Annotated in this window: 14 protein-coding genes and 1 pseudogene; 13 read left to right on the top strand and 2 right to left on the bottom strand. The window is 62.2% G+C overall.

Annotated elements, in window-relative coordinates; genetic code table 11:
* Positions 1-7: 7 nt before the first annotated feature.
* On the bottom strand, positions 8-568 hold the full coding sequence (locus tag DK870_RS03240; RefSeq protein WP_161547898.1) for a carboxymuconolactone decarboxylase family protein: 561 nt from the start codon (positions 566-568) through the stop codon (positions 8-10).
* 102 nt (positions 569-670) lie between these two features.
* Between DK870_RS03240 and DK870_RS03235 the strand changes: the two genes are divergently transcribed.
* Positions 671-1,576: an AraC family transcriptional regulator gene (locus DK870_RS03235; RefSeq protein ID WP_090370827.1), complete on the top strand. Its 906-nt coding sequence runs from the start codon at positions 671-673 to the stop codon at positions 1,574-1,576.
* Here DK870_RS03235 and DK870_RS03230 read toward each other — a convergent pair.
* Positions 1,573-2,484, bottom strand: a complete 912-nt coding sequence (locus DK870_RS03230) for a LysR family transcriptional regulator (RefSeq protein ID WP_161547897.1) — start codon at positions 2,482-2,484, stop codon at positions 1,573-1,575. The two genes, DK870_RS03235 and DK870_RS03230, sit on opposite strands and share 4 nt — an antisense overlap.
* A gap of 117 nt (positions 2,485-2,601) precedes the next feature.
* Here DK870_RS03230 and DK870_RS03225 point away from each other — a divergent pair, with 117 nt between their 5' ends.
* The 12 genes and pseudogenes from DK870_RS03225 (at position 2,602) to DK870_RS03175 (ending at position 17,897) form a co-directional block, all read left to right on the top strand.
* A complete protein-coding gene (locus DK870_RS03225) occupies positions 2,602-3,597 on the top strand; it encodes an aldo/keto reductase (RefSeq protein WP_161547896.1) in 996 nt (331 codons plus the stop codon).
* A gap of 142 nt (positions 3,598-3,739) precedes the next feature.
* A pseudogene (locus DK870_RS29925) lies at positions 3,740-4,873 on the top strand (cache domain-containing protein); the annotation flags it as partial.
* A 15-nt stretch (positions 4,874-4,888) separates the two neighbouring features.
* Positions 4,889-5,734, top strand: coding sequence for a methyl-accepting chemotaxis protein (locus tag DK870_RS29920; protein WP_372241658.1), 846 nt, complete (start codon positions 4,889-4,891; stop codon positions 5,732-5,734).
* Between the two features lie 91 nt (positions 5,735-5,825).
* The gene (locus DK870_RS03215; protein WP_161547894.1) at positions 5,826-6,284 is read left to right on the top strand and encodes an SRPBCC family protein; all 459 of its coding nucleotides are present in this window, start codon (positions 5,826-5,828) and stop codon (positions 6,282-6,284) included.
* A gap of 81 nt (positions 6,285-6,365) precedes the next feature.
* Positions 6,366-6,812, top strand: a complete 447-nt coding sequence (locus DK870_RS03210; RefSeq protein ID WP_161547893.1) for a DUF411 domain-containing protein — start codon at positions 6,366-6,368, stop codon at positions 6,810-6,812.
* Entirely contained in the window at positions 6,809-7,252 is a 444-nt protein-coding gene (locus DK870_RS03205; RefSeq protein WP_161547892.1) for a YqaA family protein, read from the top strand. Before DK870_RS03210 ends, DK870_RS03205 begins: the two co-directional genes overlap by 4 nt.
* Before the next feature lie 44 nt (positions 7,253-7,296).
* A complete protein-coding gene (locus tag DK870_RS03200; protein WP_161547891.1) occupies positions 7,297-8,298 on the top strand; it encodes an alpha/beta fold hydrolase in 1,002 nt (333 codons plus the stop codon).
* A 25-nt stretch (positions 8,299-8,323) separates the two neighbouring features.
* The gene (locus DK870_RS03195; RefSeq protein WP_161547890.1) at positions 8,324-9,277 is read left to right on the top strand and encodes a D-2-hydroxyacid dehydrogenase family protein; all 954 of its coding nucleotides are present in this window, start codon (positions 8,324-8,326) and stop codon (positions 9,275-9,277) included.
* A 473-nt stretch (positions 9,278-9,750) separates the two neighbouring features.
* Positions 9,751-11,304: a glycogen synthase GlgA gene (gene glgA, locus DK870_RS03190; protein WP_161547889.1), complete on the top strand. Its 1,554-nt coding sequence runs from the start codon at positions 9,751-9,753 to the stop codon at positions 11,302-11,304.
* Between the two features lie 19 nt (positions 11,305-11,323).
* Entirely contained in the window at positions 11,324-13,069 is a 1,746-nt protein-coding gene (gene treZ, locus DK870_RS03185) for a malto-oligosyltrehalose trehalohydrolase (protein ID WP_161547888.1), read from the top strand.
* Positions 13,066-15,150 carry a 4-alpha-glucanotransferase gene (malQ, locus tag DK870_RS03180; RefSeq protein WP_161547887.1) on the top strand — a complete coding sequence of 695 codons (2,085 nt, stop codon included), beginning with the start codon at positions 13,066-13,068 and terminating at the stop codon, positions 15,148-15,150. Before treZ ends, malQ begins: the two co-directional genes overlap by 4 nt.
* A complete protein-coding gene (locus DK870_RS03175; RefSeq protein WP_161547886.1) occupies positions 15,147-17,897 on the top strand; it encodes a malto-oligosyltrehalose synthase in 2,751 nt (916 codons plus the stop codon). The genes malQ and DK870_RS03175 overlap by 4 nt, the downstream gene beginning before the upstream one ends.
* Positions 17,898-17,910 lie beyond the last annotated feature (13 nt).

The raw sequence follows: 17,910 nt of genomic DNA, 5'->3' as shown, positions 1-17,910 counted from the left end.
CGCCGATTCAGCTGGCCGGTTGTTCCCAACGGTATTGCGCCAACTCAGGGTTCAGCGGGGTACGCGCAAACACGTTAGCGAAGTTGCACAGGGTTGCCAGGCTGACGCCCAAAATAACCTCCAGCGCCTGACCTTGCGTATAACCGGCGGCGAGAAATGCCTCAAAACCGGCGTCGCTGACATCGCCACGGGTGGCGATCACTTCACGGGTAAACGCGGCGAGTGTCTCATAGCGGGCGTTGGGCAGCTCACCGCGCTGGCGCAGCGCGTCGATCAGTTCTTCAGGCAACTTGGCTTTGTTGCGCGCCACGGCGGTATGGCCGGCGACGCAAAAATCGCAACCGTGGGTGGTGGCCGCAATCAATTGCACCACTTCACGGTCGGCCAGGCTCAGTTCCGCCTTGGCGTTGAGGCCGGACACCGTGACGTAGGTTTCCAGGGCCGCCGGTGCGTTGGCCAATACGGCAAGCAGATTAGGGATGAACCCCGAGGCTTTCTGTGCATTTTCAAGGAAAGGCTTGGCGGCTTCCGGCGCGGTTTCCGGGGTCAACAAGGGTACACGGGACATGGAGTGGTCTCCTGATGGGTTCGTGTAACCAGTCTGTTGGTTATAAAAAATCGACTCAATAGGCTAAAGTAGCGATTACTTGCTCTTGAGTCTTTCCTTTAGATGAATTCGTCCAGTGCCCTTGTCGATTGGTTATTAGACAGCCTCGAACTCGATACCAGCCTGTTCCATGTCGGCCGCTATTGCGGCGACTGGCATGCCAGTACGCATGGCCTGGCCAGCGCCAGTTTCCATCTGATTGTGCAGGGTGAATGCTGGCTGCATATCGAAGACGATCCCGTGCCCCAGCGCTTGAATAATGGCGACGCCGTGTTTCTCTTGCGTGACCTGGCCTATCGGCTCTCGGGTGAAGCCACGGCCGCCGGCGCCCGGGAATGTCCACGGCGCCCGATGCTGCCCCTGGACAGCACCGCCAACGACGGCGTGGGGCTGGTCTGCGGTTTCTTTCATTTCCAGTCCGGCTTGTCGGCCATGATTGTCGATACCCTGCCCGCCTGGATCATTCTGCGCGCCGGTGACCCGTCACTGACCGCCGCACGCAATCTGTTCGAACTGATCCTGCAAGAGTGCCAGCGTACCCCCGCACCCTCTCCCACCTTGCTTGAGCGTCTTTGCCACTTGTTGTTCCTGTATGTGCTGCGCCAGCAAGTCATCGACAACACCGATCTCGGCGGCCTGGCCGCGCTGGGTCGGCAACCGGCGTTTGCACAGTTGCTGGAACAATTGATCGCCCGCCCGGCCGATCCCTGGACCCTGGAAAGCATGGCGGCCTGCACCGGGTTGTCGCGCTCGGCGTTCTTCAAGCGTTTCAACGAATTGTGCGGGCAGTCGCCCGGGCAAGTGCTGCTGATGATGCGCATGCGCCATGCCTGCCAGTTGTTCAAGCAGGACCAGACTGTGGCCGACGTGTCACTGGCGGTGGGTTACCAGTCGGTCGCCGCCTTTACCCGGGCCTTCCATAAAGTCACCGGGCAGCAACCGGGCGCCTATCGCCGGGCACAAGCCTAACGCCGCAGGCCATTGCCCGGTCGAGCGCACAGTTCCACCAGCCAATCGACAAACACCCGCACCCGCAGCGACAACTGGCGGTGCGGTGGGTACAGCGCCGTCAAGGCCATCGGCGGCACCACCAACTGGGGCAACACTTCCACCAATGTGCCCTGCGCCAGGCGCGCCATTGCATGATAGTGCGGCGCCTGGATCAAGCCATAACCCGCCTCGCAGGCGGCGAAATAACCGTCAGCGCTGTTGACCGCAACGGTCTTGGCCAGGTTGATCGGACGCAGTGCATCGCCGATCTGGAACTCCAGGCCAAACCGTTTGCCGCTGGCGCTGGAGATGTACTCGACCATCCGATGCCCGGCCAGGTCGTCGATGCACTGAGGGACGCCCATGCGCGCCAGGTAATCCGGGCTGGCCAAGGTCATTTGATCGAGCATCACCAAAGGCCGCGCCACCAGCGATTCATCCAGGGCCGGGCCACCGCGCAGCACGCAATCCACGCCCTCGCGGATCAGGTCCACCGGGCGGTCGTTGAGGCCGATCTCCAGGTCGATCTGCGGGTAACGGGCGGTAAAGCTCGGCAACGCCGGGATCACGATAAAGCGCCCGATACCTGACGGCATATCGATGCTCAAGGTTCCGCGCGGGTTCTGGCGGCGCGTGGAAAACACCGCCTCGGTTTCCTCCAGGTCCGCCAGCAACTGCACACAGCGTTGGTAATACGCGGCGCCGTCCAACGTCGGGCTGACCTGGCGCGTGGTGCGCTGCAACAGTTGCACCCCCAAGTGGGCTTCCAACTGCTTGATCAGGATGGTCACCGATGCCCGTGGCAGTTGCAGGCTGTCAGCTGCCTTGGCAAACCCGCCCAGTTCGACGATCCGGGTAAACACGCGCATTGCATTAAAACGGTCCAAGGGCCGGTTTCTCCTGGATTGTTTAGATTTTACGAATACTGATAGTGCTTTTAGCCGGTTTATCTAAGTTTTGTCGAGGATAACAATGGCGACCTTCCCCACACAGGAGCTGAACCCATGCACACTCGTCAACTCGGCCAAAACGGTCCCACAGTCAGCGCCATCGGCCTCGGCTGCATGGGCATGACCGATTTCTACACGACCGGCACTGACACCCGGGAAGCCATCGCCACCCTGCACCGCGCCCTGGAACTGGGGGTCAACTTCCTCGATACCGCCGACATGTACGGCCCGCATACCAATGAACAACTGATCGGCAACGCCATCGCCGGCAAGCGCGACCAGGTATTCCTGGCCAGCAAGTTCGGCATCGTGCGCGACCCGGCCAACCCGGCACTGCGCGGCGTGAATGGCCGCCCCGACTACATTCGCAACGCCATCGACGGCACCCTGAAGCGGCTGGGCATTGAAACCCTGGACCTGTACTACCAGCACCGTATCGACCCGGATGTGGCCATCGAAGAAACCGTCGGCGCCATGGCCGAGTTGGTCAAACAGGGCAAAGTCCGTTACCTGGGCCTGAGCGAAGCTAGCGCCGCCACCCTGGAGCGCGCCCATAAGGTGCACCCCATCACGGCCCTGCAAAGCGAATATTCGCTGTGGAGCCGAGACCAGGAAGACAACGGCTGCCTCGCCGCCTGCCAACGGCTGGGCATCGCCTTTGTACCGTACAGCCCGCTCGGGCGCGGTTTCCTCACCGGCGCACTGAAAAGCCCGGACGACTTCGCCGCCGATGACTACCGTCGCTTCAACCCACGTTTCCAGGGCGAGAACTTTGCGAAAAACCTGCTGCTGGTCAAACAGGTGCAAACCCTGGCGGCGGACAAAGGTGTGACCGCCGGGCAGCTGGCATTGGCGTGGGTGCTGGCGCAGGGTGATTTCATCGTGCCGATTCCGGGCACCAAGCAACGCAAGTACCTGGAGGAGAACGTCGCGGCGGTTTCGATCGTGCTGAGCGAGGCTGAGCGCGCCGCGTTGAATGCGATTTTCCCGGCCGATGCAACCGCAGGTTTGCGCTACCCTGAAGAAGTCATGGCCATGCTGGATATCTGATCCGCATCACTCGGCAGCGCCGCCAGCCGGCGCTGCTACTTTCTTGCACGATAGTACCTAAAGCTCCGTCATTCCAAGCCGATAGCCCTACGAAGCTCCAACAAAGCCGCGTCGACAATAAACGCTTCGTAAGGACGGTCCCATGCCTGCACTGCGCTCCATCCAAGCCCGCTATACCCTGTTTCTGGTGCTGTTCGTCCTGGTGTTATTTGTATTGACCGTCGTGGGTATCGGCCAGTTGGTCGCGCCCAAGCTGCGCCATACCGAAGAACAGGTCGTGCTCAACCGCATCAGTGAAGTCGCCGAACAGATCCAGGGCGAGCTGAACAAGGTTCAGGCCCAGCAACGCACCATCACCCAAACCATTCCCCTGCTCGACAGCGACGCCATTGATAAGGTGCTGCCTGGCCTGGTGGACCAATATGGTGAGCTGAAAGTGTTTGGTGGCGGGATCTGGCCGTTGCCCAACCAGCGTACTCCGGGGCGCAATAAACACAGCACGTTCTGGCACCGCGACGCCTCGGGCAAGTTGGCGGTCAACACCTTCTGGAACAGTGACGCCGCACCCAACTATTACGACCAGAGCTGGTACAAGGGCGGCCTCGCCTCCCCCCGTGGCCAGTGTGCCTGGGCCGCCGCCTACAAGGACGACGCCAGCCAGGAGCCGCGCACCAACTGCGCCATGGCGATCCAGCGTGACGGTGCCGCCTATGGCGTGGCCACCATCGACGTGACGCTGGGTTTCTTCAATGAGCTGGTGGCCAACAAGGAAAAAGACATCGGCGGGCAGATGCTGATCGTCGAGGGCGACGGCAAGATCATCAGCAACAGCTCGCGCATCAGCGGCCCGGTGGTCTTGAAAAACATCAGCGAACTGGCCGGCACCTCGGCGTTCGCCGCCCAGGTCAGCCAGGCCCTCGCCCACCGCGACCAGACGCTGCAACGCAGCGAGTTCGACAACCAGGGCGTGGCCAGTACCTTCTACTTCCGCGCCATCGAGGGCACGCCCTGGTTCCTCGCCACCGCACTGCCGACTTCGCTGATTACGGCGCAACGCGATGACGTGCTCAGCAGCCTGGCCCTGCTGCAAATTCCGATGGTGTTGCTGCTGGTGATATTGGCCGTCTATGCCATTCGCAAGCTGGTACAGCGCATGAAGACGCTGAAAACCAACATCGACGCGCTGTCCACCGGGGATGCCGACCTGACGCGGCGGATCACCATCCGCGCCGAAGACGAACTGGGCGCCATCGGTCATTCGGTGAACCGCTTTATCGTCTACCTGCAAAACATGATCGGCGAAGTGACCCAGGCCACCGGCGCGATGTCGTCGAGCCTTGAGCAGTTGCAGCAAACCTCGGCGCACACCAACCAGATCCTGATGCGGCATGCCAGCGAGACCGACCAGACCGTCACGGCGATCACCGAAATGAGTTCCACCGCCGACACCGTCGCGCAAAGCGCCGCTGAAACCGCCTCGTTCACCCAGCGTGCCAACGAGCACGCCGATCACTCCCGTGTGGTCGTGGGCGAAGCGTCCAGTAGCGTCAGCGCTCTGATCGACGAAGTCGCCAGCGCAACCCATACCGTGGAGAACATGCGCCAGGACGCCGCGCGCATCACCGAGACCCTGGGGGTGATCGGCGCGATTGCCGGCCAAACCAACCTGCTGGCGCTCAACGCGGCCATCGAAGCGGCCCGCGCGGGTGAGCAAGGCCGTGGGTTTGCGGTAGTCGCCGATGAGGTACGTGCGCTGGCGGCGCGCACCCAGGCCAGCACGTCGCAGATCAACGAGATGCTGGCACGCTTGACCAGCGGCGTGAGTTCGTCGGTGGCCGCCATGGAAAACACCCAGGCCAGTTGCCAGTCGGCAGCGGACGCCACGGCGCGGGTCAACACCGGCCTGGATGAGATGGCCGGCTCGGTCAGCCATATCAATAACCTCAGCACCCAGATCGCCACGGCCGCCGAGCAGCAAAGCGCAGTGACCGAGGAGATCAACCGCAGCATGGTGCAGATCCGACAAATGGTCGAAGAGCTGGTGCATAGCGGGCATGCCACGCAAAGCAATACCCAGAGCCTGCTGGACGCTAATGGCCGAGTGATTGCGTTGATGAGTCGCTTCAAGGTGCGCTGAAAAAAACACCGGAACACTCCCGTGCAATGCTCGGGAGTGGGACTATTCTGACAGTTCCTAGTGCAAATTCCCGCCACACAGGAGGTGTGTGATGCACGTTGTTGAGCATTCGATCCGCTTGGAGCAGGTCAGTCAGGAACGTTTTATTCAGGCCCCCATCGACCTTGTCTACGATTACGTGACCCAGCCGGATCGCTGGCACGAATGGCACCCGACCTCACTCAGCGCCGAGACCGGCACCAGCGGTTCACTGCCGGCCGGCACGCGCTTCACGGAAATTATCGATCTCATGGGCGTACGGGTGCCCATGAGTTATCGCGTGCAGATCGCCCGGCCGCCCAGCGAATTCAAGACCGTGTTCACGTCTCTGGCCGTTGACGGCTCCATTCACTATTTTCTGGTGCCTCATCAAGGCGGCACGTTGTTCAAGCGCGTGCTGACCTATGAAACCGAGTTGCAGTTGACCAGCTTGCGTGAGCGTATGGTCCAGCTTTCGGCTACGGCCCTCGACCGGCTTAAATGCAGGTTGGAAAACCCGCCCTTCGTATAATTTAGAAACATTACAACAGCGCCCCAAACAAAAAAGCAGGGAGAATGCCCGGCTTACTGCCCGGTATTGGACGACACCCGAATGAAAAACCCATTGCGCTTGGCCCTGCTTTCAGCCCTGTTCACCAGCACCCTGGCCAAGGCGGCCGACCTGATCCCGATCGATGTGCACCGCGACGCAAATTGCGGTTGCTGCAAAAAGTGGATCAGCCATCTGCAAAGCAACGGCTTCAAGGTCAACGACCATGTCGAGGCGGATATGAGCGCCGTCAAACAGCGCCTGGGCGTGGCACCGCGCCTGGGCTCGTGCCATACCGCCGTGATCGACGGCAAGTTCGTCGAAGGCCACGTGCCCGCCGAACAGGTGCTGGCCTTGCGCAAACGCGACGATCTGCTCGGCATTGCCGCGCCCGGCATGCCGCTGGGCTCACCCGGCATGGAAGTCGACAGTCACAGCGAGGCCTATCAAGTGATCGGCCTGACCCGGGACGGCAGTGATGTGGTGGTGGCTGACTACCCGGCACGATGATCGCAGGTTACCTGGGCTTATTCGTGGCGGCCTTCGGTGCCGCCACCCTGCTGCCGTTGCAGTCCGAAGCGGTGTTGGTCGGGCTGCTGCTCAGCGGGCACTACAGCCTCTGGCTGCTGCTGGGCATTGCCACCTTGGGCAACGTACTGGGCTCGCTGGTGAACTGGTGGCTGGGGCGCTGGGTTGAACACTTCAAGGCCCGGCGCTGGTTTCCCGTCAGCACAAAACAGCTGGACAAGGCACGCCGCCACTACGAGCGCTGGGGGCACTGGACGCTGCTGCTCAGTTGGGTGCCGATTATCGGTGACCCGCTGACCCTGGTCGCAGGCGTCATGCGCGAGCCGCTGTGGCGCTTCCTGCTCCTGGTAACACTGGCCAAAAGCCTGCGCTACGCCGTGCTCGCGGCGCTGACGTTGCACTGGGTGTTAATCCCCACTTAATCCCCTCCAAACAGCATCCGGGCATCCTATTCGGAGCACGTCCCATGTCTTTCGTCCGCGCTGCCTGCCTGTCCGGCCTGTTCGCCCTGGGTACCGCCCCGGCGTTTGCCGCTACCTACGGGCCTGAGTTGCAAGGCTTCGAATACCCGTATCCGGTACAACACTTTGACTTCCAGTCCCAAGGCAAACACCTGCAAATGGGCTATATGGACGTACCCCCCAAAGGCCACGCCAACGGCCGCAGCGTGGTGCTGATGCATGGCAAGAACTTCTGCGGCGCCACCTGGGAAGGTTCGATCAAAGCCCTGAGCGACGCCGGCTACCGGGTGATTGCGCCGGACCAGATCGGTTTCTGTACCTCCAGCAAGCCCGATCACTACCAGTACAGCTTCCAGCAATTGGCAATCAACACCCATCAGTTGCTGGAAAAGCTCGGCATTCAAAAGGCCACGATCCTCGGCCATTCCACCGGCGGCATGCTGGCAACCCGTTATGCACTGCTCTACCCGGCACAAACCGAACAGCTGGCCTTGGTCAATCCCATTGGCCTGGAAGATTGGAAAGCGCAGGGCGTGCCTTATCGCAGCGTGGACCAATGGTACGAGCGAGAGTTGAAACTCAGCGCCGAGGGCATCCGCAAGTATGAACAGGAGACCTACTACGTCGGCCGCTGGAAGCCCGAATACGAACGCTGGGTGGATATGCTCGCCGGCCTCAACCAGGGCCCGGGGCATACCCAGGTCGCATGGAACTCGGCGCTGATTTACGACATGATCTTCACCCAGCCGGTGTACTACGAGTTCAAGGACTTGCAGATGCCGACCCTGCTGCTGATCGGCACCGCCGATACCACGGCAATCGGCAAGGACCTTGCGCCACCTGAGGTCAAGGCGAAGATCGGCAACTACGCCGTGTTGGGCAAGCAGGTGGCCCAGTTGATCCCCCATGCGACCCTGGTGGAGTTCCCCGGGCTGGGGCACGCACCGCAAATGGAGGAGCCGGCCCAGTTTCACGCGGCACTGTTGCAGGGTTTGAACGCCCTTTAATCCCATTTGATCGAGGCACGGGTGAATGTCATTACAGATAGCAGTCATTGATGATTGGCAGCAGGTGGCCAGTGGCGTGGTGGATTGGTCAGGGCTGGCGCCAGTTGGCCAAGTGCACTTCCTGCACGACTACCCGGCAGACACCGCGACGATGATCGAACGCTTGAAAGGCTTCGAGGTGATCTGCGTGATGCGTGAGCGCTCCACCTTCGATAAGGCGCTGCTGCAGGGCCTGCCTGATCTCAAGCTGCTGGTGACCGGCGGCATGCGCAATGCCGCTATCGACATTGCCGCCGCCCAGGCCCTGGGCATTCAGGTGTGCGGCACCGACAGCTATAAACAGGCAGCGCCGGAATTGACCTGGGCCTTGATCATGGCCGCCACCCGCAACCTGCTGGCCGAAGCCAACTCGTTGCGTGCCGGCGGCTGGCAAGTCGGCCTGGGCGGCGACTTGTATGGCAAGACCCTGGGCATTCTCGGCCTGGGCAGCATTGGCCAGAAAGTCGCGCAGTTTGCCCAGGTGTTCGGTATGCACGTGATCGCCTGGAGTGAAAACCTGACCCCGGAACGGGCCGCGCAATGCGGTGTAACCTGGGTCAGCAAACAGGCGCTGTTTGAACAAGCCGACATCCTCAGCGTGCACTTGGTACTCAGCGAGCGCAGCCGCGGGCTGGTCGACGCCCAGGCGCTGGGCTGGATGAAGCCGACGGCACGCCTGGTGAACACCGCACGCGGGCCGATTGTGGATGAACAGGCGCTGGTGGCCGCGCTGGAAAGTGGCCGCTTGGCCGGGGCCGCCCTGGACGTATACGGCGAAGAGCCACTACCGGCGGACCACCCCTTCCGCCGCCTGCCCAACGTATTGGCCACGCCCCATATCGGTTATGTGAGCGAGCAGAATTACCGGCAGTTCTACCAGCAGATGATCGAGGATGTTCAAGCGTGGGCGGCCGGTACGCCCATTCGCGTGCTGGGCTGACGCACCCTGCACCAATGCTGGGAGCGGGTTTGCACTGGGGTGGGGCATTTTGGTGGCCTTCCCCCGGTACTGCCGACGGAAAATGAATGGGAGCGCTTCGCACTCCAGCGCGGGGCAAGCCCGCTCACTACAACCTGCGGTTTTGGGGTTAGAAGTTTTTTGTCCTACAAAATTTCCTTAGAAAGCCTACAGGCTCTGGGATCTGTCCTAGACTCATGACCGATGGGTCCGTTCCAAAACAAAAACCCCGCAAAAAATCTAAACTTTCCAACTCGGCCACTGGTCAAGTTTTAAGGTAGGGCGAGCACACTGGATTAACACCCCGATGCCCGCCCATCCAATCTATTTCTGCCAACCGTGCAACTGGCATAAGCCTTGCCAGAATTGTATTGCACTTGTGCGCGTGGCCGCAGGATGCGGTCATCGAGCTAGTGGCAGCGGGCCACTAACCGACCCTACACGTGGAGAGAACTATGATCAGTGCCGTTTCAAGTATTCAGGGAGAACGTGTTAGTCAGCCAGTTGGCGGGGCGAGCTCTTTAGTTGACATCAACACGGTGCGGCCGGTCGTGAGTCACAACCCCAATCGTAAAAAAGTCCTCTTCGTCACCTCCGAATTCGCCGACCTGGTGAAGACCGGCGGCCTGGGCGATGTGTCTGCCGCCCTGCCCCGCGCCATGGCGCATCTGCACGATGTGCGAGTGTTGATCCCGGGTTATCCGCAAGTGATGGAGAGCGACAACCCGATTCATATCATTGGCGAGCTGGGCGGTCACGCCGCGCTGCCGCCGTGCAAGATCGGACGCATGGACCTCAAGGATGGGCTGGTCATCTACGTGCTGATCTGCCCCGAACTCTACGAGCGTGAAGGCACGCCCTACGGCGCCAATAACGGCCGCGACTGGCCGGACAACCATATCCGCTTCGCCCGCCTGGGCCTGGCCGCCGCCGACATCGCCGCCAACCTCGCGCAGATCCACTGGTGCCCGGACCTGGTGCACGCCCACGACTGGCCGGCGGGCCTGGCCCCGGCCTACATGCACTGGCGCGGGTCACGCACGCCGACCCTGTTCACCATTCACAACCTGGCGTATCAGGGCGTCGTCAGCCTGGCGTCCACCCCGGAGCTGGGGATTCCGCCGCATGCCCTGCAACAGGAAGGCATGGAGTTCTACGGCAAGATGTCGTTCCTCAAGGCGGGCATGGCCTATTCCAGCCATATCACCACGGTGAGTGCCACCTACGCCCAGGAAATCACCACCCCCGAATTCGGCTGCGGCCTGGATGGCTTTTTAGCCAGCAAGACCCAACAGGGTCTGCTCAGCGGTATTCCCAACGGCATTGATGAAAGCTGGGAAACGTCCACCGACACCCACCTGGTCCACAACTTCAATATCGGTGACTGGAACGGCAAGGCCATCAACGCCGCCCACGTGCGCGCACTGTTCGGCCTGCACGACTCCACCGGCCCGTTGTTCGCCGTGGTCTCGCGTCTGGTCTATCAGAAAGGCCTGGACCTCACCGAGGCGGTGGCCAGCTTTATCGTCGAAAACGGCGGCCAGATCGCCATTATCGGGCGTGGCGAGCCGGAAGAAGAACAGGCCATGCGCGAGCTGGCCCTGCGCTTTCCTGGTCAAGTGGGCGTGCGGATCGGCTTCAACGAAACCGACGCCCGCCGCATGTTCGCCGGCAGCGATTTCCTGTTGATGCCATCGCGCTACGAACCCTGCGGCTTGAGCCAGATGTACGCGCAGCGCTTCGGCTCGCTGCCGGTGGCGCGCAATACCGGCGGCCTGGCCGACACTATCGAAGATGGCGTGACCGGCTTCCTGTTCAATGAATCCACGGTGGACAGCTATAAAGCCGCCCTCACCCGCGCCTTCAAGGTATTTGCCTTCCCCGGTTTGCTCAATGCGATGCGCAGCCGCGCCATGACTCAACCGTTCAACTGGTGCCAGGCCGTGGAACCCTACGCCGAACTCTACGAACAACTGGTGGCCAAGGCTTTAGGGAAATCGGCCAAGTAATCAAGGGAGGTCTTCACAGATGCCGTCATGGACTCTGGAAACCTGGCCCCACGGTGCAATCATGCTGGACGCGCAACACACGCGTTTTGCCTTGTGGGCGCCAGACGCGTTTTATGTCAGCGTTGAATTCAAAGACGGAAAATCCATTGCCATGCTGCCCCAGGCAGATGGCTGGTTCGAAGTAGAGGTCAAGTGCCCGGCGGGCACTTGCTACCGCTACAACATCGACGGTGAAACCGATGTCCCCGACCCGGCGTCCAGGGCCCAGGTCTCGGATGTCCACGGTTGGAGCCGCGTCGTCGACCCGCTCGCTTACCCCTGGCAGAACAGCCACTGGCAAGGCCGGCCCTGGCATGAAGCGGTGATCTACGAGCTGCATGTCGGCGCACTGGGGGGCTACGCCGCCGTTGAAAAACACCTGCCACGCCTGGCTGAACTGGGCTTCACCGCGATCGAACTGATGCCCTTGGCGCAGTTTCCCGGCGAGCGCAATTGGGGCTACGACGGGGTGCTGCCCTATGCACCGCAGGCCTCCTACGGCACGCCCGAACAACTCAAGCACCTGATCGACAGCGCCCATGGACACGGTCTGGCGGTGATTCTCGATGTGGTCTACAACCACTTCGGGCCCGACGGTAACTATCTGGGCCAATACGCCAAGGCGTTCTTTCAAGAAGACGTGCACACGCCCTGGGGCGCCGGGATCGATTTCGATCGCCGGGAAGTACGCGACTTCTTCCTCGATAACGCGCTGATGTGGCTGCTGGAATATCGCTTCGACGGCTTGCGCCTGGACGCCGTGCACGCCATCGACAACCCCGGGTTCCTGCACGCGTTGGCGCAGCGTGTGCGCGAACAGGTCGACCTGGGCCGCCAGGTGTGGCTGGTGCTGGAAAACGAGCACAACCAGGCCAACCTGCTGGAACAGGATTTCGATGCGCAATGGAACGACGACGGCCACAATGCCCTGCATGTGCTGCTGACCGGCGAGACCGATGCCTATTACCGCGACTTTGCCGCAGACACCACGGCCCAGTTGGCTCGCTGCCTGAGCGAAGGTTTTATCTACCAGGGGCAGGCCAACCGCCACGGCGTCCCTCGCGGTGAGCCCAGCGGGCATCTGCCGCCGAGTGCCTTCGTACTGTTCTTGCAGAACCATGACCAGATCGGCAATCGCGCCTTGGGTGAACGCCTGCATCAGTTGTGTTCACCCCAGGCCCTGAAAGCCGCCACTACGTTATTGCTGCTGTCGCCGATGATTCCTTTGGTGTTCATGGGCGATGAGGTGGCGGCCGAACAACCCTTCCTGTTTTTCACCGATCATCACGGCGAACTGGCTGAGGCGGTACGCGAAGGCCGACGCAATGAGTTTGCCGACTTCGCCGCCTTCAATGACCCTGAACAGCGTGAGCGGATCCCCGATCCCAATGCCCTGACAACCTTCCAGCGTTCGATCCCTTCGTTTAGCGAGAACGAACACACCCAGCTCTACCGGCAACTGCTGAGCCTGCGTCACCAACATATCGTGCCCAACTTGCCCGGCTGCGTGGCTCTCGGGGCGCGGGTGCTGGCCGACGGCGCCGTCAGCGCCCGCTGGCGGCTGGGCAACGGCAGCCTGTTGCAAATCGACCTCAACCTGAGCGCCGAGCCCCTCGAACACGCAGCGCCGCACGCCTGTCTTTTCCAAACGCCGGCCAATCAGGGCGCGCTGCTGGCGCCCTTCAGCGCACGCGTCTTCCTAACCCCTGTTGGAGATCACCCTTGAGCGAAGCGAACCTGGAAATCCTCGCCAGCCGCGCGGGCCTGGCCGTCGATTGGATCGACGCCAACGGCCGCCCGCAACATGTGAAACCCGACGCCCTGCGCGCGGTGCTCAAAGGCCTGGGCCACCCGGCCGACACCGACGCCGAGATCGACGCCAGCCTGCTGGAACTTGAGCAGGTGCAACAAGACAAGCACCTGCCGCCCCTCATGACCATCGACTCCGGTGAGCCCTTGGACCTGGCGCGCTACTTCGCGCCGGACACGCCCTGCCGGGTCAGCCTGGAACAGGGTGAAACCCTGGAGTTTCGCCTCGACGGTGATGCCGTGCTGCCTGGCATCATTGCCCTGGGCTACCACTGTGTGCATATCGCCGACCAGACTTTCACCCTGGCCGTGGCTCCCGACCACTGCTACAGCGTGGCCGAGGCGGTCGACAGCCGTCCCGCCCGCGCCTGGGGCCTGAGCGCCCAACTGTATGGCCTGCGGCGCCTCGGTGACGGCGGTTTTGGCGACACCCTGGCCCTGGAGCACCTGGTCCGTTCCGCCGCCGAACGCGGTGCCGACGCCCTGGCGATCAGCCCGATGCACGCCATGTTCAGCGCCGACACCGAGCGCTACAGCCCTTATTCACCGTCCAGCCGCCTGTTTCTCAACAGCCTGTATGCCTCCCCGGCGTGCATCCTGGGCGAGCGTGAAGTACGCAACGCGATTGCCGCCGCCGGGTTGGAAGAGGAACTGCATGCCCTTGAACAACTGCCGCTGATCGACTGGCCCGCCGCCGCCAAGGCCAAGCAACGCTTGCTGCGCACGCTGTATGAAGATTTCCGCCAGGGCGAGCACCCGCAACACGCCGACTTCCTCAGTTTCCGCCAGACCGGCGGTGAAGCCCTGGAAAACCACTGCCGCTTCGAAGCCGTGCAAGCCCAGCGCGCCGCTGCCGGCGAAGACCTCGACTGGCGCCACTGGCCACAAGACTGGCGTACCCCGCAGAGCCCGGCCCTGGCCCAGTTCGCCGAGGAACACCGCGACGAGATCGGCTACTTCGCCTTCTGCCAATGGCTGATCGCCCGCAGCCTGCAACGGGCACAGCAAGCCGCCCGGGGCAGCGGCATGGGCGTTGGCCTGATCGCTGACCTGGCCGTCGGCGCCGACGGCGGCGGCAGCCAGGCGTGGAGCCGCCAGGATGAACTGCTGGCCGACCTCACCGTGGGAGCACCACCGGACATCCTTAACCGCGCGGGCCAAGGCTGGGGCATCTCCGCATTCTCCCCGGAGGGCCTCAAGCGCAACGGTTTTCGGGCCTTTATCGAGATGTTGCGGGCCAACTTCGCACATGCCGGCGGCCTGCGTATCGACCATGTGATGGGCCTGCAACGCCTGTGGGTGATCCCCAACGGCGCATCGCCACGTGACGGGGCGTACCTGTATTACCCGGTGGATGACATGCTGCGCCTGTTGGCCCTGGAGTCCCATCGCCACCAGGCCATTGTGCTGGGTGAAGACCTGGGCACAGTGCCCGACGGCCTGCGGGAAAAACTCAGCGGCCGCTCGATCCTTGGCATGCGCGTGCTGTTGTTCGAACAGAATCACGATGGCCAATTCAAACCGATTCTCGACTGGCCGGATAACGCCCTGGCCACCACCAGCACCCATGATTTGCCGACCCTCAACGGCTGGTGGCACAGCCGCGATATCGAATGGAATATCCAACTGGGCCTGATCGATGCCCCCACCGTGGAGCAATGGAGCGAACACCGCCTGCGTGAACGCCAGGCGTTGCGTCAGGCGTTGAGCCAGGACCCGCAGAATTTCGTCGATGAGATCCGCAATGAGACCGACCATATGATCGACGCCAGCGTGCGCTACCTGGGCCACACCCGTGCACCGTTGGTGCTGCTGCCCCTGGAGGACGCGCTGGGCCTGGAAGAGCAGGCCAACCTGCCCGGCACTACCGACACCCACCCCAATTGGCGCCGCCGCCTGCCCGGCGAGGCGTCAAGCCTACTCGACAATGCCGGTGCCGCCCGCCGCCTAGAACTGCTGGCCGTAGCCCGTAACCAGGCCCACGAGCGTGACCGATGAAAGCATTCCCTTTACGCGCCACCCAACGCCTGCAATTTCATAAAGGTTTCACCCTCGATGATGCGGTGCCGCTGGTGCCGTATTTCGCCCGGCTGGGCATCAGCCATCTATACGCCTCACCACTGCTCTGCGCCCGGGCCGGCTCCATGCACGGGTACGATGTCGTCGACCCCACCCGCATCAACCCGGAGCTGGGCGGCGAGCCTGCCCTGCACCGCCTCGTGGCCACCTTGCGTGAGCACGGGATGGGGTTGATCCTGGATATCGTCTCCAACCACATGGCCGTCGGCGGTGCCGACAACCCCTGGTGGCTGGACTTGCTGGAGTGGGGCCGCCTGAGCCCCTACAGCGAATTCTTCGATATCCAGTGGCACTCCCCCGACCAGCTGCTCAAGGGCCAACTGTTGATGCCGTTCCTGGGCAGCGACTACGGCGAAGCCTTGCAAAGCGGCACGCTGACCCTGCATTTCGATACTGAACACGGCGCTTTCTACGTCGAGCATTACGAACATCGCTTTCCGATCTGCCCGAAAGACTATGGCGTGATTCTCGGCCACGATGAATCGCTCAAGCCACTGGCCGACCGTTTCAGCGCCCTCGCCTATCAGGACGATGCCTACCGCGAAGCGGCCGCGCTCAAGCAGGCGCTTGCCGAGCGCGCGAGCGAAGTGTCGCCGGCCATCGAACAGCGGCTCAAGGCGTTCGACAGCCGTACGCCTGAGGGCTTCGAGCAACTGCACCAGTTACTGGAACAACAGACTTACCGCCTGGCCAGCTGGCGTACCGCCGCCGACGACATCAACTGGCGACGCTTCTTCGACGTGAACGAACTGGGTGGCCTGCGCGTCGAGCGCAGCGCCGTATTCGAGGCCACCCACGCCAAGATCTTCGAACTGATCAGCCAGGGCCTGGTGGACGGCTTGCGCATTGACCATGTCGACGGCCTGGCCGACCCACGGGGCTACTGCCGCAAGTTGCGTCGTCGAGTGGATGCGCTGGCGCCCGGGCGGCACGTGCCGATCTTCGTGGAAAAGATTCTGGGCGAAGGCGAAACCCTGCGCCAGGACTGGCAGGTGGACGGAACCACCGGCTATGAATTCATGAACCAGCTGTCACTGCTGCAACATGACCCGCAAGGCTTTGAGCCGCTGGCGCAATTATGGACGCACCATAGCGAACGCCCCTCGGCATTCATCGAAGAGGCGTGGCTGGCGCGCCAGCAAATCCTCAACGGCTCGTTGGCCGGCGACTTTGAAAGCGTCGCCCAGGCACTGTTGCAAGTGGCCCGCGACGATGTGATGACGCGTGACCTGACACTGGGCGCGATCCGCCGTGCGTTGCAGGCGCTGATCGTGCACTTCCCGGTGTACCGCACTTATATCAGCGCCCAGGGCCGCAGCGCCGACGATGAGCGTGTCTTCCAGCACGCCATGAGCGGCGCCCGCGAGATCCTGAGTGAAGGCGACTGGCCGGTGCTCGAACACCTGGAAACCTGGTTGGGCGGCCAGCCCTGGCGCAATTGCCCGCGCGGCCGCGAGCGCAAGATACTCAAGCATGCCTGCGTGCGCTTCCAGCAGTTGACCTCGCCGGCCGCGGCCAAGGCCGTGGAGGACACTGCGTTTTATCGTTCGGCGGTGTTGCTGTCGCGTAACGATGTGGGCTTCAGCACTGAGCAGTTCAGCGCCTCCCTGGCCGACTTTCATACCGCCAACCAACAACGCTTGCAGAGCTTTCCGGATAACCTGCTGGCCACCGCCACGCATGACCATAAACGCGGTGAAGACAGCCGTGCGCGCCTGGCGGTGATCAGCGAGTGCGCACCGTGGTACGCCGAACAAGTGCAGCACTGGCGCCACCTGGCGACGCCATTACGCGAGGATGGCAATGGCCCCTCGGCCGGCGATGAACTGATCCTTTATCAAGTACTGCTCGGCAGTTGGCCGCTGGACGCCAACCCTGACCTCGAGGGCTACCAGCAACGACTCTGGCAATGGCAACAGAAGGCCCTGCGCGAGGCCAAGTTGCAGAGCAGTTGGAGCGCACCGAACGAAGCCTATGAGAAAGCGGTTGAAACGTTCCTGTCGCGCCTGTTGCTCAGCCCTGAAGGCCAGCCATTACGCACTGCGCTGGCGCAAGCCGCCGAGGCCATCGCACCGGCCGGCGCCTTGAATGGTCTGGCGCAAACCTTGCTTCGCCTTACCGTGCCGGGGGTGCCGGACCTGTACCAGGGCGATGAGTTCTGGGACTTCAGCCTGGTGGACCCGGACAACCGCCGTCCGGTGGATTTCAGCGCACGGCAACGCGCGTTGCAGGCACCACCGGGCATCGAAGAAGGCTTGTCCAACTGGCGCGATGGGCGTATCAAACAAGCGGTGATCGCCCAGGTACTGGCCTTGCGCAAGGCCCACCCCGAAGTGTTCAGCCGGGGCAGCTACACGCCCTTGGAGGTCGAGGGCACCTACGCCGAACACGTGGTCGCATTCTACCGCGAACAGCAGGGCAAACGCGTACTGGTGGTGGTGCCACGCTGGCCCCATCGCCTGCTTGAAAACAGTGAACGGCCGCATATTCCTGCGCGGGTTTGGGGCGATACGCGGGTGAAATTACCGTTTACCGGCGCAACACAAAACTGGAAGGGACTTTTTCATACAGGCGCAGTCACAACCAACGAGGAGCTGCTGATCAGCACTGCCCTGGGGGGATTCCCGGTCAATGTCTTTATCAATCCTGATGATCAAGAAAGCTGAAAACTCTCTGCGA

This window comes from Pseudomonas sp. Q1 (genome assembly GCF_009935975.1).
GTDB lineage: Bacteria > Pseudomonadota > Gammaproteobacteria > Pseudomonadales > Pseudomonadaceae > Aquipseudomonas > Aquipseudomonas palleroniana.
Note: the sequence above shows the minus strand (reverse complement) of the source record. Positions and strands in the feature narration are given on the sequence as shown.